General features: G+C 49.8%; 12 protein-coding genes, 11 tRNA genes, 5 rRNA genes and 1 other annotated feature (1 of these 29 running past the window's edge). All 28 genes read right to left on the bottom strand.

Features of this window, described 5'->3' with window-relative positions:
* Complete coding sequence (gene cysS / locus M1Q06_RS00530; protein WP_121301279.1) at positions 1–1,398, bottom strand: cysteine--tRNA ligase; 1,398 nt, start codon at positions 1,396–1,398, stop codon at positions 1–3.
* The gene (gene cysE, locus M1Q06_RS00525; RefSeq protein WP_434400932.1) at positions 1,395–2,069 is read right to left on the bottom strand and encodes a serine O-acetyltransferase; all 675 of its coding nucleotides are present in this window, start codon (positions 2,067–2,069) and stop codon (positions 1,395–1,397) included. The genes cysS and cysE overlap by 4 nt, the downstream gene beginning before the upstream one ends.
* A gap of 51 nt (positions 2,070–2,120) precedes the next feature.
* Positions 2,121–2,333 (bottom strand) — a binding site (T-box leader).
* A gap of 45 nt (positions 2,334–2,378) precedes the next feature.
* The gene (gltX, locus tag M1Q06_RS00520; RefSeq protein ID WP_434400930.1) at positions 2,379–3,842 is read right to left on the bottom strand and encodes a glutamate--tRNA ligase; all 1,464 of its coding nucleotides are present in this window, start codon (positions 3,840–3,842) and stop codon (positions 2,379–2,381) included.
* Positions 3,843–3,884: 42 nt separating this feature from the next.
* Positions 3,885–4,385 (bottom strand): 2-C-methyl-D-erythritol 2,4-cyclodiphosphate synthase, encoded by a 501-nt coding sequence (gene ispF, locus M1Q06_RS00515; RefSeq protein ID WP_434400928.1) that lies wholly within the window; start codon positions 4,383–4,385, stop codon positions 3,885–3,887.
* 2 nt (positions 4,386–4,387) lie between these two features.
* The gene (gene ispD, locus M1Q06_RS00510) at positions 4,388–5,077 is read right to left on the bottom strand and encodes a 2-C-methyl-D-erythritol 4-phosphate cytidylyltransferase (protein ID WP_121301277.1); all 690 of its coding nucleotides are present in this window, start codon (positions 5,075–5,077) and stop codon (positions 4,388–4,390) included.
* A 12-nt stretch (positions 5,078–5,089) separates the two neighbouring features.
* Positions 5,090–6,190, bottom strand: a complete 1,101-nt coding sequence (locus M1Q06_RS00505) for a PIN/TRAM domain-containing protein (RefSeq protein ID WP_101189178.1) — start codon at positions 6,188–6,190, stop codon at positions 5,090–5,092.
* 103 nt (positions 6,191–6,293) lie between these two features.
* The gene (gene radA, locus M1Q06_RS00500) at positions 6,294–7,676 is read right to left on the bottom strand and encodes a DNA repair protein RadA (protein ID WP_058382198.1); all 1,383 of its coding nucleotides are present in this window, start codon (positions 7,674–7,676) and stop codon (positions 6,294–6,296) included.
* A 59-nt stretch (positions 7,677–7,735) separates the two neighbouring features.
* Entirely contained in the window at positions 7,736–10,180 is a 2,445-nt protein-coding gene (locus M1Q06_RS00495; RefSeq protein ID WP_112233950.1) for an ATP-dependent Clp protease ATP-binding subunit, read from the bottom strand.
* Positions 10,177–11,268: a protein arginine kinase gene (locus tag M1Q06_RS00490; RefSeq protein WP_121301275.1), complete on the bottom strand. Its 1,092-nt coding sequence runs from the start codon at positions 11,266–11,268 to the stop codon at positions 10,177–10,179. The genes M1Q06_RS00495 and M1Q06_RS00490 overlap by 4 nt, the downstream gene beginning before the upstream one ends.
* On the bottom strand, positions 11,258–11,791 hold the full coding sequence (locus M1Q06_RS00485) for a UvrB/UvrC motif-containing protein (protein ID WP_121301274.1): 534 nt from the start codon (positions 11,789–11,791) through the stop codon (positions 11,258–11,260). Before M1Q06_RS00485 ends, M1Q06_RS00490 begins: the two co-directional genes overlap by 11 nt.
* A complete protein-coding gene (locus tag M1Q06_RS00480) occupies positions 11,788–12,273 on the bottom strand; it encodes a CtsR family transcriptional regulator (RefSeq protein ID WP_058382202.1) in 486 nt (161 codons plus the stop codon). The genes M1Q06_RS00485 and M1Q06_RS00480 overlap by 4 nt, the downstream gene beginning before the upstream one ends.
* 139 nt (positions 12,274–12,412) lie before the next feature.
* Entirely contained in the window at positions 12,413–12,658 is a 246-nt protein-coding gene (locus M1Q06_RS00475) for a hypothetical protein (RefSeq protein ID WP_121301273.1), read from the bottom strand.
* A gap of 112 nt (positions 12,659–12,770) precedes the next feature.
* Positions 12,771–12,886, bottom strand: a 5S ribosomal RNA gene (gene rrf, locus M1Q06_RS00470).
* Between the two features lie 60 nt (positions 12,887–12,946).
* A 23S ribosomal RNA gene (locus M1Q06_RS00465) occupies positions 12,947–15,879 on the bottom strand.
* A 102-nt stretch (positions 15,880–15,981) separates the two neighbouring features.
* A tRNA-Ala gene (locus tag M1Q06_RS00460) sits at positions 15,982–16,057 on the bottom strand.
* A 12-nt stretch (positions 16,058–16,069) separates the two neighbouring features.
* Positions 16,070–16,146 (bottom strand) — tRNA-Ile (locus tag M1Q06_RS00455).
* A 120-nt stretch (positions 16,147–16,266) separates the two neighbouring features.
* Positions 16,267–17,817 (bottom strand): 16S ribosomal RNA (locus tag M1Q06_RS00450).
* 159 nt (positions 17,818–17,976) lie between these two features.
* Positions 17,977–18,052: transfer RNA gene (locus M1Q06_RS00445), tRNA-Ala, on the bottom strand.
* A gap of 6 nt (positions 18,053–18,058) precedes the next feature.
* Positions 18,059–18,135: transfer RNA gene (locus tag M1Q06_RS00440), tRNA-Pro, on the bottom strand.
* Between the two features lie 25 nt (positions 18,136–18,160).
* Positions 18,161–18,237: transfer RNA gene (locus M1Q06_RS00435), tRNA-Arg, on the bottom strand.
* A 25-nt stretch (positions 18,238–18,262) separates the two neighbouring features.
* Positions 18,263–18,351, bottom strand: a tRNA-Leu gene (locus M1Q06_RS00430).
* 23 nt (positions 18,352–18,374) lie between these two features.
* Positions 18,375–18,449, bottom strand: a tRNA-Gly gene (locus M1Q06_RS00425).
* Between the two features lies 1 nt (position 18,450).
* Positions 18,451–18,535 (bottom strand) — tRNA-Leu (locus tag M1Q06_RS00420).
* Between the two features lie 21 nt (positions 18,536–18,556).
* Positions 18,557–18,632, bottom strand: a tRNA-Lys gene (locus M1Q06_RS00415).
* Between the two features lie 9 nt (positions 18,633–18,641).
* A tRNA-Thr gene (locus M1Q06_RS00410) sits at positions 18,642–18,717 on the bottom strand.
* Positions 18,718–18,729: 12 nt separating this feature from the next.
* Positions 18,730–18,805: transfer RNA gene (locus M1Q06_RS00405), tRNA-Val, on the bottom strand.
* Positions 18,806–18,813: 8 nt separating this feature from the next.
* Positions 18,814–18,929: ribosomal RNA gene (rrf, locus tag M1Q06_RS00400) — 5S ribosomal RNA — on the bottom strand.
* A gap of 134 nt (positions 18,930–19,063) precedes the next feature.
* Positions 19,064–21,520 (bottom strand): 23S ribosomal RNA (locus tag M1Q06_RS00395) (it continues 476 nt past the right edge of the window).
* The 16S, 23S and 5S rRNA genes sit together here with 11 tRNA genes alongside, the layout of an rRNA operon.

The raw sequence follows: 21,520 nt of genomic DNA, 5'->3' as shown, positions 1-21,520 counted from the left end.
TTAGCCTCTCTTCCAGCGTGTACCTTGCGCTGTATCTTCCAAAATGATGTTCTGTTCTTTCAATTGGTCGCGGATTTCATCCGATCTTGCGAAATCACGGTTTTTGCGTGCTTCGATACGCTCTTCCAATAATGCTTCAATTTCCGCATCCAAAAGCTCCGATTGCGCAAACGGCAAGCCAAGAACTTCCACCAACTCATCGAACACATCGATGAAAGTTTGAAGAACCGGTTCAGCCGTCTGTTTCTCAAGCAAGTAAGTATTCGCAAGTTTCGACAGGTCGAACAGCTTTGAGATGGCATTCGCCGTATTGAAATCATCGTCCATTGTTTCGATGAATTCCTGCTTGATCGCTTCGATTTTCGACAGCCAAATATCGTTATGGTCGCCAAGGCCGGCTGAATTCTCCAAGCGGTGTTTAACATTGCCATACGCCGTACGGATCCGCTCCATCCCGGCTTTTGCGTCTTCTACCAATCCTTTGGAGTAATTGATCGGATGGCGATAATGAACCGACAGCATAAACAAACGCAATACTTGCGGGTCAAGTTCTTTTAGAATGTCATTGACCAATACGAAGTTATTCAAGGACTTGGACATTTTTTCGTTTTCAATATTAATATACCCGTTATGCATCCAATAACGCGCAAACGGCTTGCCCGTATAAGCTTCCGATTGGGCGATTTCATTTTCATGGTGTGGGAACGTCAAATCCTGCCCGCCGGCATGGATATCGATCGTATCGCCAAGGTGTTCCCTTGCCATCACCGAGCATTCGATATGCCAGCCCGGGCGTCCTTTGCCCCATGGGCTTTCCCAGGAAATTTCGCCAGGTTTTGCCGCTTTCCATAATACGAAATCCAGGGCATCCTGTTTTTTATCGCCAGCTTCGATACGGGCGCCGACTTTCAATTCATCTACCGACTGATGGGATAATTTCCCATATCCATCGAATTTACGTGTATGGTAATACACATCGCCTTGCGATTCATAGGCATAGCCTTTTTCGATGAGCGCTTCAATAAACTCCACGATTTGCGGCATATGCCCCGTAACACGCGGATGGACATCTGCTTCTGCGCAGCCGAGTGCTTTCGTGTTGTCGAAATATGCAGTGATAAAGCGTTCTGCAATTTCCGGCACTTCCTCGCCAAGTTCATTTGCCGCTTTGATTAATTTATCGTCGACATCCGTGAAATTCGATACATATTTTACGTCGTACCCGCGGTATTCCAAGTAACGGCGCACTGTATCATAAACAATGACCGGACGCGCGTTGCCGATATGGATGTAGTTGTAGACAGTCGGGCCGCACACATACATTTTCACTTTGCCTTCTTCAAGCGGCACGAACGCTTCTTTTTGGCGCGTCAATGAATTAAAAATCTGGATACTCATAATAACTTCCCTTCTTCCTGCTGCTGGTTATTTTCTCTTTTCAATTGTTCCACTTCACGCTGCAAGGCAGCGATTTTCATTTCCATGCCATCGCATTTATCCATGACCGGATCCGGCATGTTCTGGTGGTTCAAGTCTCTGTTCTTTACTTTAACGCCGTCCTGAATGACGACTTTTCCTGGGATGCCGACAACCGTCGAATTCGGCGGCACGTCTTTCAAAACGACCGATCCCGCTCCGACTTTGGAGTTTTCGCCTACCGTAATCGAGCCGAGCACTTTGGCGCCTGTCGCGACCAGCACGTTATCTGCGAGTGTCGGATGGCGTTTCCCGCGCTCTTTACCGGTTCCCCCAAGTGTAACGCCTTGATAAAGCGTCACATCGTTTCCGATTTCACAGGTTTCCCCGACGACGACACCCATGCCATGGTCGATAAACAACCGACGGCCGATGACGGCGCCTGGATGGATTTCAATTCCTGTGAAAAAGCGGCTGATCTGGGAAATCGCCCTCGCGATGAAAAACAGCTTCTTCTTGAAGAAGAAATGCGCCAAACGGTGGGCCCAGATGGCATGCAGTCCGGCATACGTCAGCACCACTTCAAAATAACTGCGGGCAGCAGGGTCTTGTTCAAAAATAACATCAATATCTTCTTTCAATAATTTCCACATCCGGCATTCTCCTTTCTGTTCCAATATAAAAAGCGCCCCTGTCAATTGCTTGACAGAGACGCTTTCCCGCGCGGTTCCACTCTGATTAAAAGGACATGTCCTTTTCTCTCGAAGCCTTTAACGCAGGCAAACGTCTGGTCTACTCGTTTCGACTCAGCACTCGGGGAGGCATTTCAGGAACGCAGCGGCACAGGTCACTTACAGCCGGTGATGACCCTCTCTTTGGAGCATGCTTTCCTTACTTCTTCCCGTCAACGTTTTGATAATTGGTAAATTCATTGTACACGCTTATGCGTATAAGTCAAAACTTTATGCCCCTGCGTATTGGGCAACGCGCGCAATCGCTTTTTCCTTGCCTAGAAGCGAAATCGCATCCGGCAATTCCGGGCCGTGTGTCTGCCCTGTCGTTACGACGCGGATCGGCATGAAGAGGTTTTTCCCTTTATGGCCAGTCGCTTTTTGTACCGCTTTGATCGCGGATTTGATTTCAGCCGGTTCGAACGCGTCTAAAGAAGCTAGCTGCTCTTTGAAAGCCGCCATGACTTCCGGTACTTGTTCGCCACTCAAGACTTCTTTTTCGGCTTCGCCGTAATGAAGATCGTCCGTAAAGAACAAGTCGGACAACTCGACGATTTCTGCACCGAAGCTCAATTGGTCATGGTACAAGGCGATCAATTTCTCTGCCCACTGCGCTTGCTCTTCCGATAATTCCTCCGGCAGCTTGCCTGCTTTTTGAAGATGCGGCAATGCTAGTCCCACCACTTCTTCAAGCGACATTTGCTTGATGTATTGGTTGTTCATCCACGTCAATTTTTGCTTATCGAACATCGACGGCGATTTCGACAAACGCTCGGTGTCGAAAATGCGGATCAATTCTTCTTTCGAGAAGATCTCTTCTTCGCCTTCTGGAGACCAGCCGAGCAGCGCAAAGAAGTTAAACAGCGCTTCCGGAATATAGCCAAGGTCTTTGTACTGGGAAATGAACTGGATAATCGACTCGTCGCGCTTCGATAGCTTCTTGCGATCTTCGTTGACGATCAAGGTCATGTGTCCGTAAGTTGGATGATCCCAGCCGAACGAATCGTAGACCATTTGCTGTTTCGGCGTGTTCGACAAATGCTCTTCGCCACGGAATACGTGGGTGATCTTCATCAAATGGTCATCAATGACCACTGCGAAGTTATACGTCGGAATGCCGTTCGTCTTCACGACAACCCAGTCGCCGACATCTTTTGATTCGAATGAAATCTCGCCGCGCACCATGTCATCGAATTTATACGTGACGTCCGCCGGCACTTTCATGCGAAGGGAATAGGTCTCGCCAGCCGCTTCTTTTTCAGCCACTTCTTCGGCCGTCAAATTGCGGCAAGTCCCGCTGTACTGAGGTGCCGCAACACCAGAGGCGCGCTGGGCTTCACGTTCTTTCTCAAGCGTATCCGGCGTACAGAAGCATTTGTAGATATCGCCTTTTTCCAATAGCTCATCAGCATATTTTTTGTAAATATCCAAACGCTCCATCTGGCGATATGGGCCGTATTCTCCGCCCACGTCGATCGACTCGTCGTGCTCGATGCCGAGCCATTTCAAGTTGTCAATCTGGGACATGACGCCCGTTTCAATATTGCGGGCAGTATCCGTGTCTTCGATGCGGACGATGAATTTGCCATTCATATGGCGAGCATATAAATAATTAAATAGCGCTGTGCGGGCTCCGCCGATATGTAAATGGCCGGTCGGGCTCGGTGCATAGCGTACGCGTGTTTCTTGTGTCATTTGGTTTCCTCCTAAAATTGCCTTAATCCTTTAGTTATTCTATCACTCCGGAACGTCCAGCGAAAGCGGGCGCTGATTCAATAAAATGACCGCGAGCGCCGCGATTCCCTCTTCCCGGCCGGTAAAGCCGAGATGTTCGGATGTCGTCGCTTTGACGTTCACTTGCGAAATATCCGCTTCCAATAGCTCCGCAATCGATGCGCGTATTTGCTCGATATAAGGCGCAAGCTTCGGTTTTTGCGCAATGACCGTGCAATCGACATTGCCGAGTTCATAACCCTGCTCTTTGACGTATTCCCAAATATGCGTCAGCAATTTCTTGGAATCGGCATCTTTAAATTCCGGGTCAGTGTCCGGGAAATGCTTGCCGATGTCTCCCCCGCCGATTGCGCCGAGTGCTGCGTCCGTGATCGTATGCAATAGCACATCCGCATCCGAATGGCCGAGAAGCCCGCGGTCGTGTTCGATTTCAACGCCGCCTAAAATAAACGGGCGCCCTTCTGCCAATTGATGCACATCGTATCCTTGTCCAATTCGTATCATGATTATTCCTCCTGTAATCGACTCTCAAGAATCGCTTTTCCATAAATCAAATCATCCGGTGTCGTCATCTTGACGTTCTCATACGTACTTTCGACAATCTGCACCGGGTGTCCCGTCCGTTCGACAAGCATCGCCTCGTCCGTCCCGAGGAACCCGTCGGCTTGCGCCCGTTGCGCCGCTTCCATCAAGAGTTTGTAACGGAATGCCTGCGGCGTCTGGATCATCCACAGCTCCGCACGATCCACCGTTTCGGTAATGACGCCTTCGCGAACTTTTTTGATCGTGTCTTTTACCGGCACGCCGGCAATCGCAGCGCCAGATTCATTTGCCCGCTCCACCAACTCGCGAATGACAGCTGGGCTGATGAACGGCCGCGCAGCGTCATGCACGAGCACGACTTCGGATTGTCTTGCCATTTCAAGGCCCGCGCGCACGCTGTCTTGCCGCTCCGCTCCACCTGCTGCATAGCCTTTGACTTTCTTGATTCCATAATGCTCGACATACTTCTCGATCAGTTCGCGCTCATCTTCTTTAACCGCAAGCCACATGCCCTCACAATCTGGGTCCCGGTCGAACACTTCCAATGTATAAATGAAAATCGGTTTGCCGGAGAGTTCAAGCAATAATTTATTGCGGTCGGCTTTCATTCGTTTCCCGCTGCCAGCAGCAGGCAATACGACTGTATATTTCATGACAGACATCCTTTATTTTTTTGATCCATTTTTCTTCACAGCCAGACCTTTAGGCTTGGCAAAAATCATCCGTCCTGCAGAAGTCTGCAATACGCTTGTCACTACGACGTCGATCGCTTCGCCAATATGGCCTTTGCCTTCTTCGATGACAATCATCGTGCCATCATCCAAATACGCGACCCCTTGATTTTGCTCTTTGCCATCTTTAATGACGACCACGTGCATTTCCTCGCCCGGTATGACGACAGGCTTCACGGCATTGGCGAGATCATTGATATTCAAGACCGGCACATTATGGAGCTCACACACTTTATTCAAATTAAAATCATTTGTCACAACTTTCCCGCCCATTTTCTGGGCTGCGCGCATGAGCTTCATATCGACTTCAGCCGCATCGCCAAAATCCTCTTCCGTAATCATGATCGCCCCTACGCGCTCTGTCTGCAGGCGCTTCAGGATATCGAGTCCCCGTCTGCCGCGTGTACGCTTCAACGTGTCGGACGAATCCGCAATGTGCTGAAGCTCTGCAATGACAAATTGCGGCACGACGAACGTCCCTTCCATAAATCCGGTCTCTGAAATATCCGCAATCCGCCCATCGATGATGACGCTCGTATCGAGCAATTTATACACCGATTTTTCCACCGGTTCATCTTCCGGCTTTTTGCCGTTAGAAAGTTTGGCAGGCGCGAGCATCCCCGTCAGTTCATCGCGTTTTTGGAAACCGACCTGGAATCCCAAATAGCCGAGAACAACGGAAAGAATGATCGGCGCCACTGTCGCAATTAATGGCACATCAATGGTATTTAAGGCAAAGCCGATCAAAAAGGCAACCACCAAGCCAATAATCATCCCAAGCGAGCCAAACAGTAAATCCGCTGTCGGGGCATGGAGCAGTTTGCCCTCCATCCATTTCATGAAATGGACAATCGAATCGACAAACAATAATGACAATACATAAAAAATCGCAGCACCGATAATGGCAGCGACATACGGGTTGTTGATCCAAGGATTATTAGAGATAGAAATAAGTTCAAAAGCATATGGCAAAAACAAAATTCCAACCGTAGCGCCTACTAATAAAAACAATAGCTGAATAATTTTTCGAAGCATCTATTCCACCTCCTTCTCTTGATATTATACACGTTTTAATTATGAAACTCTCTGCATAACCTTACCCTTCCAATAATAGAAAAAAAGAGGCATTGCTGCCCCCTTATTGTTGAGGGAATAATTCCTTCAGCGCCTCGTTTATAGTTTCAACACCAACGACGCGGATTCCTTCCGGAAAATCCCAACCGCCCATATTCGATTTCGGGATGATGGCACGCTTAAAGCCCAGTTTCGCCGCTTCCTGCACGCGCTGTTCAATGCGCGACACACGGCGCACCTCTCCGGTCAACCCGACTTCACCGATAATACAATCATCCACTTTCGGTGCAATATCCCGGAAACTCGAGACAATACTCGCGAGCACTGCCAAATCGATCGCCGGCTCATCCAGCTTCACGCCGCCCGCCACTTTAATATATGCATCCTGCGACTGCAGCATCAAGCCGACACGCTTCTCAAGCACCGCCATTAATAATGATACCCGGTTTTGGTCAATCCCAGTCGCCATCCGCTTCGGATAATTAAAGCTCGACGGCGTCACCAGCGCCTGGATTTCCACCAATATCGGCCGTGTTCCTTCCATGGAAGCGACAACCGTCGATCCCGCTGTCCCGCTTGAACGTTCCTGTAAAAACAACTCGGACGGATTCAATACTTCCTTCAATCCACCTTGCAGCATTTCAAAAATCGCAATTTCGTTCGTCGAACCGAAGCGGTTTTTGACACTGCGCAAAATACGGTATGTGTGATGCCGTTCCCCTTCAAAATAAAGTACTGTATCGACCATATGCTCCAAAATACGAGGCCCGGCAATCTGCCCTTCTTTCGTCACGTGGCCGACCAGGAAAATCGCGATGTTTTTCGTTTTCGCCACCCGCATCAATTCCGCCGTGCTTTCACGCACTTGCGTCACGCTGCCGGGCGCTGATGTCACTTCCGGATGATAAACCGTCTGAATCGAATCGACAATAACGAAATCCGGCTCTACTTCCTCAATTGTATGATGGATCAGCTCCAAATTGGTTTCCGCAAAAATCAACAAGTCTCCCGAAACCGCATCCAGCCGCTCCGCACGCATTTTCGTCTGGCGAATTGACTCCTCACCTGAAATATACAACACTTTCTTGCCAGCTTTCGCAAGAAGCGCCGAGACTTGCAACAGCAAAGTTGATTTCCCGATCCCCGGGTCGCCCCCAATCAAAACAAGCGAACCGGAAACAATCCCGCCGCCGAGCACGCGGTTCAATTCTTCCATTTCCGTTTTCGTCCTTGGCTCTTCTTTCGTTTCAATCGAATTGATCGGTGTCGCTTTTTGGGCAATTTGCGGGGCGCTATGCTGGAATGCGCCCCTTGTGCCTTTCGGTGCTGCAACTTCCGTTTCTTCTGTCATCGTATTCCATGCCGCACAACCTGGGCATTTCCCCATCCATTTTGCAGACTCATAACCGCAGGATTGGCAGATGAACTTTATTTTTTTCTTTGCCATAGTTACCTCCTATATATAGAAAAAGCCCGCCGGAGACATATCCGGCGGGCGGGATATCGTTACGATTTCTCTACGGCCCCTTCATTCGTACGGACAATGAATTCATCACCCTGTACATCGAAAATGATTTTTTGCCCGGCAATTGCTGTACCTTTCAACAACTCTTCAGACAAACGGTCTTCGACATGTTTTTGAAGTGAGCGGCGCAAAGGACGTGCTCCGTATTCCGGATCATACCCCTCTTTGGCAATTTTATCAAGCGCTGCTTCTGTCAGCTCCAAATCGATGTCCTGTTCTTTTAAACGGTCCGTCAATTGCTGTGTCATCAGCTCGACAATCTTGCGCAAATCGTTCTTTTCAAGTGAATGGAAGACAATCATATCATCGACACGGTTCAAGAATTCAGGACGGAACGCTTTCTTCAATTCCGCAAGCATTTTGCCCTTCATGTCTTTATAATCCGTCTTCGAATCTTCCAAGTTAAAGCCAACATACTTATTGTATTTCAATTCCTGTGCACCGACGTTCGACGTCATAATGATAACCGTATTACGGAAATCGACACGGCGACCTTTGGAGTCTGTCAAATGCCCATCTTCAAGCACTTGCAAGAGGATATTGAAGACTTCAGGGTGAGCTTTCTCAATTTCATCAAGCAAGACCACTGAATATGGCTTTCTGCGGACTTTCTCCGTCAGTTGGCCGCCTTCTTCATAGCCGACATAGCCTGGAGGCGAACCGACAAGGCGTGAAGTCGTATGGCGTTCCATGTACTCGGACATATCGATGCGGATCATCGCATCTTCATCCCCGAACATCGACTCCGCCAAAGCTTTCGCAAGCTCGGTTTTACCAACGCCTGTTGGCCCTAGGAAAATGAACGAGCCAATCGGACGCTTCGGATCTTTCAACCCGGCACGCGCACGGCGAATCGCTTTCGAAATCGAAGTCACCGCTTCATCTTGGCCGATTACACGGCTATGAAGAATCTGCTCCAAATTAAGCAATTTATCGGATTCTGTCTGCGCCAATCTCGATACCGGCACGCCTGTCCACATAGAGACGACTTTTGCGATATCTTCTACTGTCACTTCAGACTCTTCTTTGCCTTGCTTTTCTTTCCATTCTTTCTTCGTCTGGTCGAGCTCATCTTTCAACTTCTGCTCGGCATCACGAAGAGAAGCCGCTTTTTCGAATTCCTGGCTCTGCACCGCTTCATTCTTTTCAGAACGCGCAGCCTCAAGACGGGCTTCAAGCTCTTTCAAATCGGGTGGAGTCGTATACGAACGCAAACGCACTTTCGAACCGGCCTCATCGATCAAATCGATCGCTTTATCCGGCAAGAAACGGTCGGAAATATAACGGTCAGACATTTTCGCTGCCGCAACAATCGCTTCATCAGTAATTTTCACGCGGTGATGCGCTTCGTAACGGTCGCGCAAGCCTTTAATGATCTCGATTGATTCCTCAACCGTCGGCTCATCCACTTGAATCGGCTGGAAACGGCGTTCAAGTGCTGCATCTTTCTCGATGTACTTGCGGTACTCATCCAGCGTGGTGGCACCGATGCACTGCAATTCACCACGTGCAAGCGATGGTTTCAAGATATTCGAAGCATCGATCGCTCCTTCAGCTCCGCCAGCCCCGATCAATGTATGAAGCTCATCGATGAAGAGAATGACATTGCCCGCTTGGCGGATTTCATCCATTACCTTTTTCAAACGGTCTTCAAATTCACCGCGGTATTTCGTTCCGGCAACGACTGTCCCCATATCAAGCACCATCACGCGTTTATCGCGCAATGTTTCTGGAATTTCATTGTTAACAATCTGTTGTGCAAGCCCTTCTGCGATGGCTGTTTTACCAACGCCAGGCTCCCCGATCAATACCGGGTTGTTTTTCGTTCTGCGGCTCAATACTTCAATCACACGCGTGATTTCGTCACTGCGCCCAATCACCGGATCCAAGCTACCTTCGCGCGCAACTTGCGTCAAGTCGCGTGCCAAGCCATCCAAAGTTGGTGTATTGGCAGAAGCATTTGGGCTCGTGCCAGTCGATGCTTGCTCGTTGCTGCCAAGCAGCTGCAATACTTGCTGGCGCGCTTTATTCAAGCTGACACCGGCATTTCCAAGTACACGTGCAGCGACTCCTTCGCCTTCACGGATTAAAGCAAGCAATAAATGCTCTGTTCCGATATAAGAGTGGCCAAGCTTGCGGGATTCATCAACCGACAGCTCGATCACTTTTTTAGCCCGCGGCGTATAATGAACAATCGGACCGACATCTTTTTCTCCGACACCGACCAGTTCTTTGACACCGTCTTCGATCAATTGTGTATTCACTTCAATTGCTTCAAGTGCTTTTGCAGCGATTCCGCCGCCTTCTCGGATCAAACCAAGCAAAATATGCTCAGTTCCGATTGATTCGTGCTTCATACGGATTGCCTCTTCTTGGGCTAATTGAAGAACTTTTTGTGCGCGTTGTGTAAATCGGTTGAACATCATGCAAAATCCTCTCCTTTTGTATTTATCCCGTTATCAGCTAACCTCTCCCGGAACAATTCCGCCCGGGCCAGGTCACGTTCCTTCGCTTCCAATGGTCGTCCCGCATACTGCTGCAAAAACGCAGGTTGCATAAAGACCATCAATTCATTCAGTATCGACATGTCTACATCCGTAATTAGATGAAGGTCGATGCCAAGTCTCACATCTGATAAACAGGTAGCGGCTTCTTCCGTATTCAACAGACGGGCGTGAGTCAGGACACCTAACGACCGGTACACCCTATCTTCAAGGAGCAGCGGAGAATTCGCATTCAACGCTTCCCTTGCTCTTCGTTCCTGTTCAATAATCTGCTCGGTCATGTTTTGCAAATCCTGCAAAATCTCATACTCCGATTTCCCCAATGTTACTTGGTTAGAAATCTGGTATACATTACCAAGCGCTTCACTTCCTTCTCCGTAAATCCCTCTAACAACCATCCCCAGACGGGATATAGCCGGGATGATCCGGTTGATTTGATGGGACATCGTTAAAGCTGGCAAATGAAGCATGACAGAAGCACGCATTCCTGTACCGGTGTTTGTAGGGCAACTGGTCAAATAACCAAATTTCTCATGAAAAGCGTATGAAAGATTTTCTTCCAAAAGCGAATCCATTTTATTCGCTATGTCATATGCTTCCTGCAAATGAAAGCCTGACTGCAAACTTTGAATCCGCATATGATCTTCTTCATTGACCATAATGCTAAGCTCTTCTTCATCCGATAATAATACGGCACTGGAATGCTGACTGTTCGCTAAATAAGGGCTAATTAAATGTTTTTCTACCAACACTTCACGCTGCAGGTCATTTAATTCCTCAATATTGATATGAGTAAACCCGTATCCAACTTCCTTTCCCTTATCCAGTAATACCGAGGAAACGGCTTTATCAACTTTCAACGCCTCATCCTCGGAAAATGCATATGGAAATTTAAACTCGTCTAAATTCCGTGCCAATCGGATTCTCGTACTCATAGCTATATCAACATGTTCACCGTTATTAGCCATCCAACTGCTCGCACGGGGTTGAAGGAAACGGTCAATCGCCAACGTCCCCACCTCCTTCAAGCTTTTCATTCAAGGCCTTTACTTGATCTCGTAGCCTTGCAGCTTCTTCAAAGTTCTCATCTTGTATCGCAGCCTGCATTTGCTTTCTCAATTCTTCAATTTCTTTTTTAATTTTCAACGTCGTTCCATAAGAAGCAGGAATCTTCCCTGTGTGTTCTGTATTTCCATTTTGCACTCGTTTCAAAATCTCAATTAACTGAGGTGAGAAAGTGCTATAACACTCAGCACAGCCGAATTTACCAAGACTCAAAAACTTTTGGAAAGTAAATCCACAAGACGGGCAAGCTGGAACTTCCTTTCTTACAGGACTCACAGCGGCTTGCTGCTTCGGAAACCAATTAGCTAATAGATTATGGATCGCCATTGGGTCTTGGTCAAAAGAAAAACTGATATTATGATTTTCTGCCGCGCAAACGTGACAGAGGTGTCTTTCTGTTAAATGGCCCTGCTGGTTTTGCTTCACGATGACTGTAGCTGGCCGTTCTCCACATTGTTCACAAATCACTTGATCACTCCTTGCCCGTTCGACTCATATTGAATAGTAAACAGCATTGCCACTAGAATCCGCGCTCGTACTTCATCTCGTACAGGAAGAGGCAGCCCGAGAGTAGAACGATCAATGGCACTCAAAATCAATTTAGCTTCACGCTTTGATATAACATCTTCACTTAAAAGCCTCCACACAATATCTTCGGCCATGGTTTGTGAAGCACCAGTTTCAAGCCTATTAATAATTTGAGCAATTAAATCTGACTTCTTATGAAGGCGTACTTTCTTAATACGAATATATCCTCCGCCACCACGCTTACTTTCAACTAAGTATCCACGATCTAATGTGAATCTGGTATTTATCACATAATTAATTTGGGATGGAACACATTGAAATTTCTCAGCAACCTCACTTCGTTTAATTTCAATATGATCCTTACCGCTTATTTCGATAATCTCTTTTAAATAACCTTCAATTATATCTGAAATATTCCGCATCGCTTTCACCTCTTTAGCGTTTAAATGCGCTAATGATTGACTTTGACTATATTTGACTTAATTATACATAAGCGTTTTACGGATATCAAATACTTAGTTTGAGATAGAAAAAGTCTCGGGTAGAATATCCCGAGACTCCTCATTCTTCGTCCATCATCCGTTTCATAAAATCTTTAGTATGACTAGATACCGAACGAGTTTTTTCTTCGACATACTTGGTTCTCCAACGGGTGCCTTCTTGCCAAACTTCTACTATATCCCCTTTATTTACATCATGAGTAAAATCTGCAATGGGGTAAGTATATTGTTCAGCAGAATCTTTTAATGAAACTAATAATGCTGTTCTTTTCTCGACCGTTTTCACTTTGTAATAACCAGCTTTCATAAGTTTTCACCTCAGTTCTTTTTTCCCTTTATACTATATTTTCAATCCTTTTTTTAATTTGAAATACAAAAAAGACCGCTACCGGAATGAACCGGTAACGGCCTTTCTACTTGCCCAGCGACGTCCTACTCTCACAGGGGGAAACCCCCAACTACCATCGGCGCAAAAGAGCTTAACTTCCGTGTTCGGGATGGGAACGGGTGTGGCCTCTTTGCCATCATCACTGGACTCTTGAGCTTGTTCGCTCAAAACTGGATAAATCGACATTGGAAACGCATGTTCAGTTTGTTGGTTAAGTCCTCGATCGATTAGTATTCGTCAGCTGCACGTGTCGCCACGCTTCCACCCCGAACCTATCTACCTCATCGTCTTTGAGGGATCTTACTTGCTTGCGCAATGGGAAATCTCATCTTGAGGGGGGCTTCGTGCTTAGATGCTTTCAGCACTTATCCCGGCCACACATAGCTACCCAGCGATGCTCTTGGCAGAACAACTGGTACACCAGCGGTGTGTCCATCCCGGTCCTCTCGTACTAAGGACAGCTCCTCTCAAATTTCCTGCGCCCGCGACGGATAGGGACCGAACTGTCTCACGACGTTCTGAACCCAGCTCGCGTACCGCTTTAATGGGCGAACAGCCCAACCCTTGGGACCGACTACAGCCCCAGGATGCGATGAGCCGACATCGAGGTGCCAAACCTCCCCGTCGATGTGGACTCTTGGGGGAGATAAGCCTGTTATCCCCGGGGTAGCTTTTATCCGTTGAGCGATGGCCCTTCCATGCGGAACCACCGGATCACTAAGTCCGTCTTTCGACCCTGCTCGACCTGTCCGTCTCGCAGTCAAGCTCCCTTGTGCCTTTACACTCTGCGAATGATTTCCAACCATTCTGAGGGAACCTTTGAGCGCCTCCGTTACTCTTTAGGAGGCGACCGCCCCAGTCAAACTGCCCGCCTGACACTGTCTCCCAAGCCGCTAAGGCTTGTGGGTTAGAAGTTCAATACAACCAGGGTAGTATCCCACCGACGCCTCCCCCGAAGCTGGCGCTCCGGGTTCTCTGGCTCCTACCTATCCTGTACAAGTTGCACCAAAATTCAATATCAGGCTACAGTAAAGCTCCACGGGGTCTTTCCGTCCTGTCGCGGGTAACCTGCATCTTCACAGGTACTATAATTTCACCGAGTCTCTCGTTGAGACAGTGCCCAGATCGTTACGCCTTTCGTGCGGGTCGGAACTTACCCGACAAGGAATTTCGCTACCTTAGGACCGTTATAGTTACGGCCGCCGTTTACTGGGGCTTCGGTTCGCACCTTCGCTTGCGCTAAGCACTCCCCTTAACCTTCCAGCACCGGGCAGGCGTCAGCCCCTATACGTCACCTTACGGTTTTGCAGAGACCTGTGTTTTTGCTAAACAGTCGCCTGGGCCTATTCACTGCGGCTCTCTCGGGCTTTAACACCCTACCAGAGCACCCCTTCTCCCGAAGTTACGGGGTCATTTTGCCGAGTTCCTTAACGAGAGTTCACTCGCTCACCTTAGAATTCTCTTCTCGCCTACCTGTGTCGGTTTGCGGTACGGGCACCTCCCGCCTCGCTAGAGGCTTTTCTTGGCAGTGTGAAATCAGGGACTCTGAGGTTAAACCTCTTGCCATCACTGCTTGATGTACATAGAAACGGGATTTGCCTCGTTTCTCATCTCACAACTTGGACGTGCACAACCAACGGCACGCTCACCCTATCCTTCTGCGTCCCCCCATTACTCAAACGGCGGGGAGGTGGTACAGGAATATCAACCTGTTGTCCATCGTCTACGCCTATCGGCCTCGACTTAGGTCCCGACTAACCCTGAGCGGACGAGCCTTCCTCAGGAAACCTTAGGCATTCGGTGGACGGGATTCTCACCCGTCTTTCGTTACTCATACCGGCATTCTCACTTCTAAGCGCTCCACCAGTCCTTCCGGTCTGACTTCAACGCCCTTAGAACGCTCTCCTACCACGGACATCTACGATGTCCATCCACAGCTTCGGTAATCCGTTTAGCCCCGGTACATTTTCGGCGCAGTGTCACTCGACCAGTGAGCTATTACGCACTCTTTAAATGATGGCTGCTTCTAAGCCAACATCCTGGTTGTCTAAGCAACGCCACATCCTTTTCCACTTAACGGATATTTGGGGACCTTAGCTGGTGGTCTGGGCTGTTTCCCTCTTGACTACGGATCTTATCACTCGCAGTCTGACTCCCAAGCATAAATCACTGGCATTCGGAGTTTGTCTGAATTCGGTAACCCGGGATGGGCCCCTAGTCCAAACAGTGCTCTACCTCCAGGATTCTCTTCTTGAGGCTAGCCCTAAAGCTATTTCGGAGAGAACCAGCTATCTCCAGGTTCGATTGGAATTTCTCCGCTACCCACACCTCATCCCCGCACTTTTCAACGTGCGTGGGTTCGGGCCTCCAGTAAGTGTTACCTTACCTTCACCCTGGACATGGGTAGATCACCTGGTTTCGGGTCTACAACTGCATACTCACTCGCCCTATTCAGACTCGCTTTCGCTGCGGCTCCGGCTTCTCACCTTAACCTTGCATGCAATCGTAACTCGCCGGTTCATTCTACAAAAGGCACGCTATCACCCATTAACGGGCTCTAACTACTTGTAGGCACACGGTTTCAGGATCTATTTCACTCCCCTTCCGGGGTGCTTTTCACCTTTCCCTCACGGTACTGGTTCACTATCGGTCACTAGGGAGTATTTAGCCTTGGGAGATGGTCCTCCCGGATTCCGACGGAATTTCTCGTGTTCCGCCGTACTCAGGATCCACTCTGGAGGGAACGAACTTTCAGCTACGGGGCTATTACCCTGTCTTGCGGACCGTTCCAGGTCGCTTCGCTTAATCCGTTCCTTTGTAACTCCGTATAGAGTGTCCTACAACCCCAGAAGGCAAGCCTTCTGGTTTGGGCTGATCCCGTTTCGCTCGCCGCTACTTGGGGAATCGCATTTGCTTTCTCTTCCTTCAGGTACTTAGATGTTTCAGTTCCCTGAGTCTGCCTTCTCATGTGCTATGTATTCACACATGGATACTGCTCCATTACGAACAGTGGGTTTCCCCATTCGGAAATCCCCGGATCACAGCTCACTTACAGCTCCCCGAGGCATATCGGTGTTAGTGCCGTCCTTCTTCGGCTCCTAGTGCCAAGGCATCCACCGTGCGCCCTTATTAACTTAACCACTGAATGGTCAAAAAAAATAAGTTGATCGCAAAGCGATCACGCTACTTGATGCTTGTTTCTTAATCAATGTCGATCTATCCAGTTTTCAAAGAACAAGTATTGGTGGAGCCTAGCGGGATCGAACCGCTGACCTCCTGCGTGCAAGGCAGGCGCTCTCCCAGCTGAGCTAAGGCCCCTAAGAGGAAATATGGTGGGCCTAAGTGGACTCGAACCACCGACCTCACGCTTATCAGGCGTGCGCTCTAACCAGCTGAGCTATAGGCCCTCTTGAGAAATCATCTATTATATAGAAGAAACACAAATCAACAGAGTTGATTCCTGAACCTTCAAAACTGAACGCAAAACGTCAACCCGATCCGAAGATCGGTTCCGATATTATCCTTAGAAAGGAGGTGATCCAGCCGCACCTTCCGATACGGCTACCTTGTTACGACTTCACCCCAATCATCTGTCCCACCTTCGGCGGCTGGCTCCCGTAAGGGTTACCCCACCGACTTCGGGTGTTACAAACTCTCGTGGTGTGACGGGCGGTGTGTACAAGGCCCGGGAACGTATTCACCGCGGCATGCTGATCCGCGATTACTAGCGATTCCGGCTTCATGCAGGCGAGTTGCAGCCTGCAATCCGAACTGAGAACGGTTTTCTGGGATTGGCTCCCCCTCGCGGGTTTGCAGCCCTTTGTACCGTCCATTGTAGCACGTGTGTAGCCCAGGTCATAAGGGGCATGATGATTTGACGTCATCCCCACCTTCCTCCGGTTTGTCACCGGCAGTCACCTTAGAGTGCCCAACTGAATGCTGGCAACTAAGATCAAGGGTTGCGCTCGTTGCGGGACTTAACCCAACATCTCACGACACGAGCTGACGACAACCATGCACCACCTGTCACCGCTGTCCCCGAAGGGAAAGCCTAGTCTCCTAGGCGGTCAGCGGGATGTCAAGACCTGGTAAGGTTCTTCGCGTTGCTTCGAATTAAACCACATGCTCCACCGCTTGTGCGGGCCCCCGTCAATTCCTTTGAGTTTCAGCCTTGCGGCCGTACTCCCCAGGCGGAGTGCTTAATGCGTTAGCTGCAGCACTAAGGGGCGGAAACCCCCTAACACTTAGCACTCATCGTTTACGGCGTGGACTACCAGGGTATCTAATCCTGTTTGCTCCCCACGCTTTCGCGCCTCAGCGTCAGTTACAGACCAGAAAGTCGCCTTCGCCACTGGTGTTCCTCCACATCTCTACGCATTTCACCGCTACACGTGGAATTCCACTTTCCTCTTCTGCACTCAAGTCCCCCAGTTTCCAATGACCCTCCACGGTTGAGCCGTGGGCTTTCACATCAGACTTAAAGGACCGCCTGCGCGCGCTTTACGCCCAATAATTCCGGACAACGCTTGCCACCTACGTATTACCGCGGCTGCTGGCACGTAGTTAGCCGTGGCTTTCTGGTGAGGTACCGTCAAGGTACCAGTAGTTACTTGGTACTTGTTCTTCCCTCACAACAGAGTTTTACGATCCGAAAACCTTCTTCACTCACGCGGCGTTGCTCCGTCAGACTTTCGTCCATTGCGGAAGATTCCCTACTGCTGCCTCCCGTAGGAGTCTGGGCCGTGTCTCAGTCCCAGTGTGGCCGATCACCCTCTCAGGTCGGCTACGCATCGTGGCCTTGGTGAGCCGTTACCTCACCAACTAGCTAATGCGCCGCGGGCCCATCCTGCAGTGACAGCCGAAACCGTCTTTCCGTGCAGCCTCATGAGAGGCCGCAAACTATTCGGTATTAGCACCGGTTTCCCGGAGTTATCCCGATCTGCAGGGCAGGTTGCCCACGTGTTACTCACCCGTCCGCCGCTAAGATAATGGAGCAAGCTCCACTATCTCCGCTCGACTTGCATGTATTAGGCACGCCGCCAGCGTTCGTCCTGAGCCAGGATCAAACTCTCCATTATAGAGTAGTATTGATTGCTCAATAGTTGCTGGCGTATCGCCGTCCCGAAAGACGCGCGATTCGCTTGATCTGCCGAAGCTGATCAGTACGTTTGCCGCGATCACTCGCGACTGTATTGTTGACGTTTTGCTGTTCAGTTTTCAAGGTTCAATGGAATAAATGGTGGAGCCTAGCGGGATCGAACCGCTGACCTCCTGCGTGCAAGGCAGGCGCTCTCCCAGCTGAGCTAAGGCCCCATAAAGTGGTCGGGAAGACAGGATTCGAACCTGCGACCCCTTGGTCCCAAACCAAGTGCTCTACCAAGCTGAGCTACTTCCCGACTAAATAGGATGATGACAAAAATATGGCGCGCCCGAGAGGACTCGAACCTCTAACCGCTTGATTCGTAGTCAAGTACTCTATCCAATTGAGCTACGGGCGCATAATATAAAATTTGATAAAACAGTTGGTGCCGAGGACCGGAATCGAACCGGTACGGTAGTCACCTACCGCAGGATTTTAAGTCCTGTGCGTCTGCCAGTTCCGCCACCCCGGCGGGGCATTGGACAGATAAAAAATTGGAGCGGAAGACGGGGGTCGAACCCGCGACCTCCACCTTGGCAAGGTGGCGTTCTACCACTGAACTACTTCCGCTTGGTGCGGGTGAAGGGAGTCGAACCCCCACGCCCGAAGGCGCTAGATCCTAAGTCTAGTGCGTCTGCCAGTTCCGCCACACCCGCGTGGCAATTATGAAATTAAAATGGTGAGCCATGAAGGATTCGAACCTTCGACCCTCTGATTAAAAGTCAGATGCTCTACCAACTGAGCTAATGGCTCAAACATGAGTGGTGCCGGAGAAAGGACTTGAACCCTCAACCTACTGATTACAAGTCAGTTGCTCTACCAGTTGAGCTACTCCGGCATGGAGTGAAAATGGTGGAGGATGACGGGATCGAACCGCCGACCCTCTGCTTGTAAGGCAGATGCTCTCCCAGCTGAGCTAATCCTCCGTATGTATGCCCAGCGACGTCCTACTCTCACAGGGGGAAACCCCCAACTACCATCGGCGCAAAAGAGCTTAACTTCCGTGTTCGGGATGGGAACGGGTGTGGCCTCTTTGCCATCATCACTGGACTATAAGGTTTTTGAAAGACAAGTCTTATTATACCAACTCTGGCGAGTTTTACAAGTCTTTTTTTGCCCGGAGACAAAAATTCTTGTTCTTTCAAAACCGGATAAATCGACATTGGAAACGCATGTTCAGTTTGTTGGTTAAGTCCTCGATCGATTAGTATTCGTCAGCTGCACGTGTCGCCACGCTTCCACCCCGAACCTATCTACCTCATCGTCTTTGAGGGATCTTACTTGCTTGCGCAATGGGAAATCTCATCTTGAGGGGGGCTTCGTGCTTAGATGCTTTCAGCACTTATCCCGGCCACACATAGCTACCCAGCGATGCTCTTGGCAGAACAACTGGTACACCAGCGGTGTGTCCATCCCGGTCCTCTCGTACTAAGGACAGCTCCTCTCAAATTTCCTGCGCCCGCGACGGATAGGGACCGAACTGTCTCACGACGTTCTGAACCCAGCTCGCGTACCGCTTTAATGGGCGAACAGCCCAACCCTTGGGACCGACTACAGCCCCAGGATGCGATGAGCCGACATCGAGGTGCCAAACCTCCCCGTCGATGTGGACTCTTGGGGGAGATAAGCCTGTTATCCCCGGGGTAGCTTTTATCCGTTGAGCGATGGCCCTTCCATGCGGAACCACCGGATCACTAAGTCCGTCTTTCGACCCTGCTCGACCTGTCCGTCTCGCAGTCAAGCTCCCTTGTGCCTTTACACTCTGCGAATGATTTCCAACCATTCTGAGGGAACCTTTGAGCGCCTCCGTTACTCTTTAGGAGGCGACCGCCCCAGTCAAACTGCCCGCCTGACACTGTCTCCCAAGCCGCTAAGGCTTGTGGGTTAGAAGTTCAATACAACCAGGGTAGTATCCCACCGACGCCTCCCCCGAAGCTGGCGCTCCGGGTTCTCTGGCTCCTACCTATCCTGTACAAGTTGCACCAAAATTCAATATCAGGCTACAGTAAAGCTCCACGGGGTCTTTCCGTCCTGTCGCGGGTAACCTGCATCTTCACAGGTACTATAATTTCACCGAGTCTCTCGTTGAGACAGTGCCCAGATCGTTACGCCTTTCGTGCGGGTCGGAACTTACCCGACAAGGAATTTCGCTACCTTAGGACCGTTATAGTTACGGCCGCCGTTTACTGGGGCTTCGGTTCGCACCTTCGCTTGCGCTAAGCACTCCCCTTAACCTTCCAGCACCGGGCAGGCGTCAGCCCCTATACGTCACCTTACGGTTTTGCAGAGACCTGTGTTTTTGCTAAACAGTCGCCTGGGCCTATTCACTGCGGCTCTCTCGGGCTTTAACACCCTACCAGAGCACCCCTTCTCCCGAAGTTACGGGGTCATTTTGCCGAGTTCCTTAACGAGAGTTCACTCGCTCACCTTAGAATTCTCTTCTCGCCTACCTGTGTCGGTTTGCGGTACGGGCACCTCCCGCCTCGCTAGAGGCTTTTCTTGGCAGTGTGAAATCAGGGACTCTGAGGTTAAACCTCTTGCCATCACTGCTTGATGTACATAGAAACGGGATTTGCCTCGTTTCTCATCTCACAACTTGGACGTGCACAACCAACGGCACGCTCACCCTATCCTTCTGCGTCCCCCCATTACTCAAACGGCGGGGAGGTGGTACAGGAATATCAACCTGTTGTCCATCGTCTACGCCTATCGGCCTCGACTTAGGTCCCGACTAACCCTGAGCGGACGAGCCTTCCTCAGGAAACCTTAGGCATTCGGTGGACGGGATTCTCACCCGTCTTTCGTTACTCATACCGGCATTCTCACTTCTAAGCGCTCCACCAGTCCTTCCGGTCTGACTTCAACGCCCTTAGAACGCTCTCCTACCACGGACATCTACGATGTCCATCCACAGCTTCGGTAATCCGTTTAGCCCCGGTACATTTTCGGCGCAGTGTCACTCGACCAGTGAGCTATTACGCACTCTTTAAATGATGGCTGCTTCTAAGCCAACATCCTGGTTGTCTAAGCAACGCCACATCCTTTTCCACTTAACGGATATTTGGGGACCTTAGCTGGTGGTCTGGGCTGTTTCCCTCTTGACTACGGATCTTATCACTCGCAGTCTGACTCCCAAGCATAAATCACTGGCATTCGGAGTTTGTCTGAATTCGGTAACCCGGGATGGGCCCCTAGTCCAAACAGTGCTCTACCTCCAGGATTCTCTTCTTGAGGCTAGCCCTAAAGCTATTTCGGAGAGAACCAGCTATCTCCAGGTTCGATTGGAATTTCTCCGCTACCCACACCTCATCCCCGCACTTTTCAACGTGCGTGGGTTCGGGCCTCCAGTAAGTGTTACCTTACCTTCACCCTGGACATGGGTAGATCACCTGGTTTCGGGTCTACAACTGCATACTCACTCGCCCTATTCAGACTCGCTTTCGCTGCGGCTCCGGCTTCTCACCTTAACCTTGCATGCAATCGTAACTCGCCGGTTCATTCTACAAAAGGCACGCTATCACCCATTAACGGGCTCTAACTACTTGTAGGCACACGGTTTCAGGATCTATTTCACTCCCCTTCCGGGGTGCTTTTCACCTTTCCCTCACGGTACTGGTTCACTATCGGTCACTAGGGAGTAT

This window comes from Planococcus sp. 11815 (genome assembly GCF_051096385.1).
Taxonomy (GTDB): domain Bacteria; phylum Bacillota; class Bacilli; order Bacillales_A; family Planococcaceae; genus Planococcus; species Planococcus citreus.
The sequence above is the reverse complement of the archived record's forward strand: the minus strand, read 5'-3'. Positions and strand labels throughout refer to the sequence as shown.

Excerpts from the sequence above, each read along its gene's own strand:
- M1Q06_RS00475 (WP_121301273.1), bottom strand. The coding sequence starts at position 12,658 with ATGAAAGCTGGTTATTACAAAGTGAAAACGGTCGAGAAAAGAACAGCA.
- gltX (WP_434400930.1), bottom strand. The coding sequence starts at position 3,842 with ATGACACAAGAAACACGCGTACGCTATGCACCGAGCCCGACCGGCCAT.
- cysE (WP_434400932.1), bottom strand. The coding sequence starts at position 2,069 with ATGTGGAAATTATTGAAAGAAGATATTGATGTTATTTTTGAACAAGAC.
- radA (WP_058382198.1), bottom strand. The coding sequence starts at position 7,676 with ATGGCAAAGAAAAAAATAAAGTTCATCTGCCAATCCTGCGGTTATGAG.
- M1Q06_RS00480 (WP_058382202.1), bottom strand. The coding sequence starts at position 12,273 with ATGCGGAATATTTCAGATATAATTGAAGGTTATTTAAAAGAGATTATC.
- ispF (WP_434400928.1), bottom strand. The coding sequence starts at position 4,385 with ATGATACGAATTGGACAAGGATACGATGTGCATCAATTGGCAGAAGGG.
- ispD (WP_121301277.1), bottom strand. The coding sequence starts at position 5,077 with ATGAAATATACAGTCGTATTGCCTGCTGCTGGCAGCGGGAAACGAATG.
- cysS (WP_121301279.1), bottom strand. The coding sequence starts at position 1,398 with ATGAGTATCCAGATTTTTAATTCATTGACGCGCCAAAAAGAAGCGTTC.
- M1Q06_RS00505 (WP_101189178.1), bottom strand. The coding sequence starts at position 6,190 with ATGCTTCGAAAAATTATTCAGCTATTGTTTTTATTAGTAGGCGCTACG.
- M1Q06_RS00495 (WP_112233950.1), bottom strand. The coding sequence starts at position 10,180 with ATGATGTTCAACCGATTTACACAACGCGCACAAAAAGTTCTTCAATTA.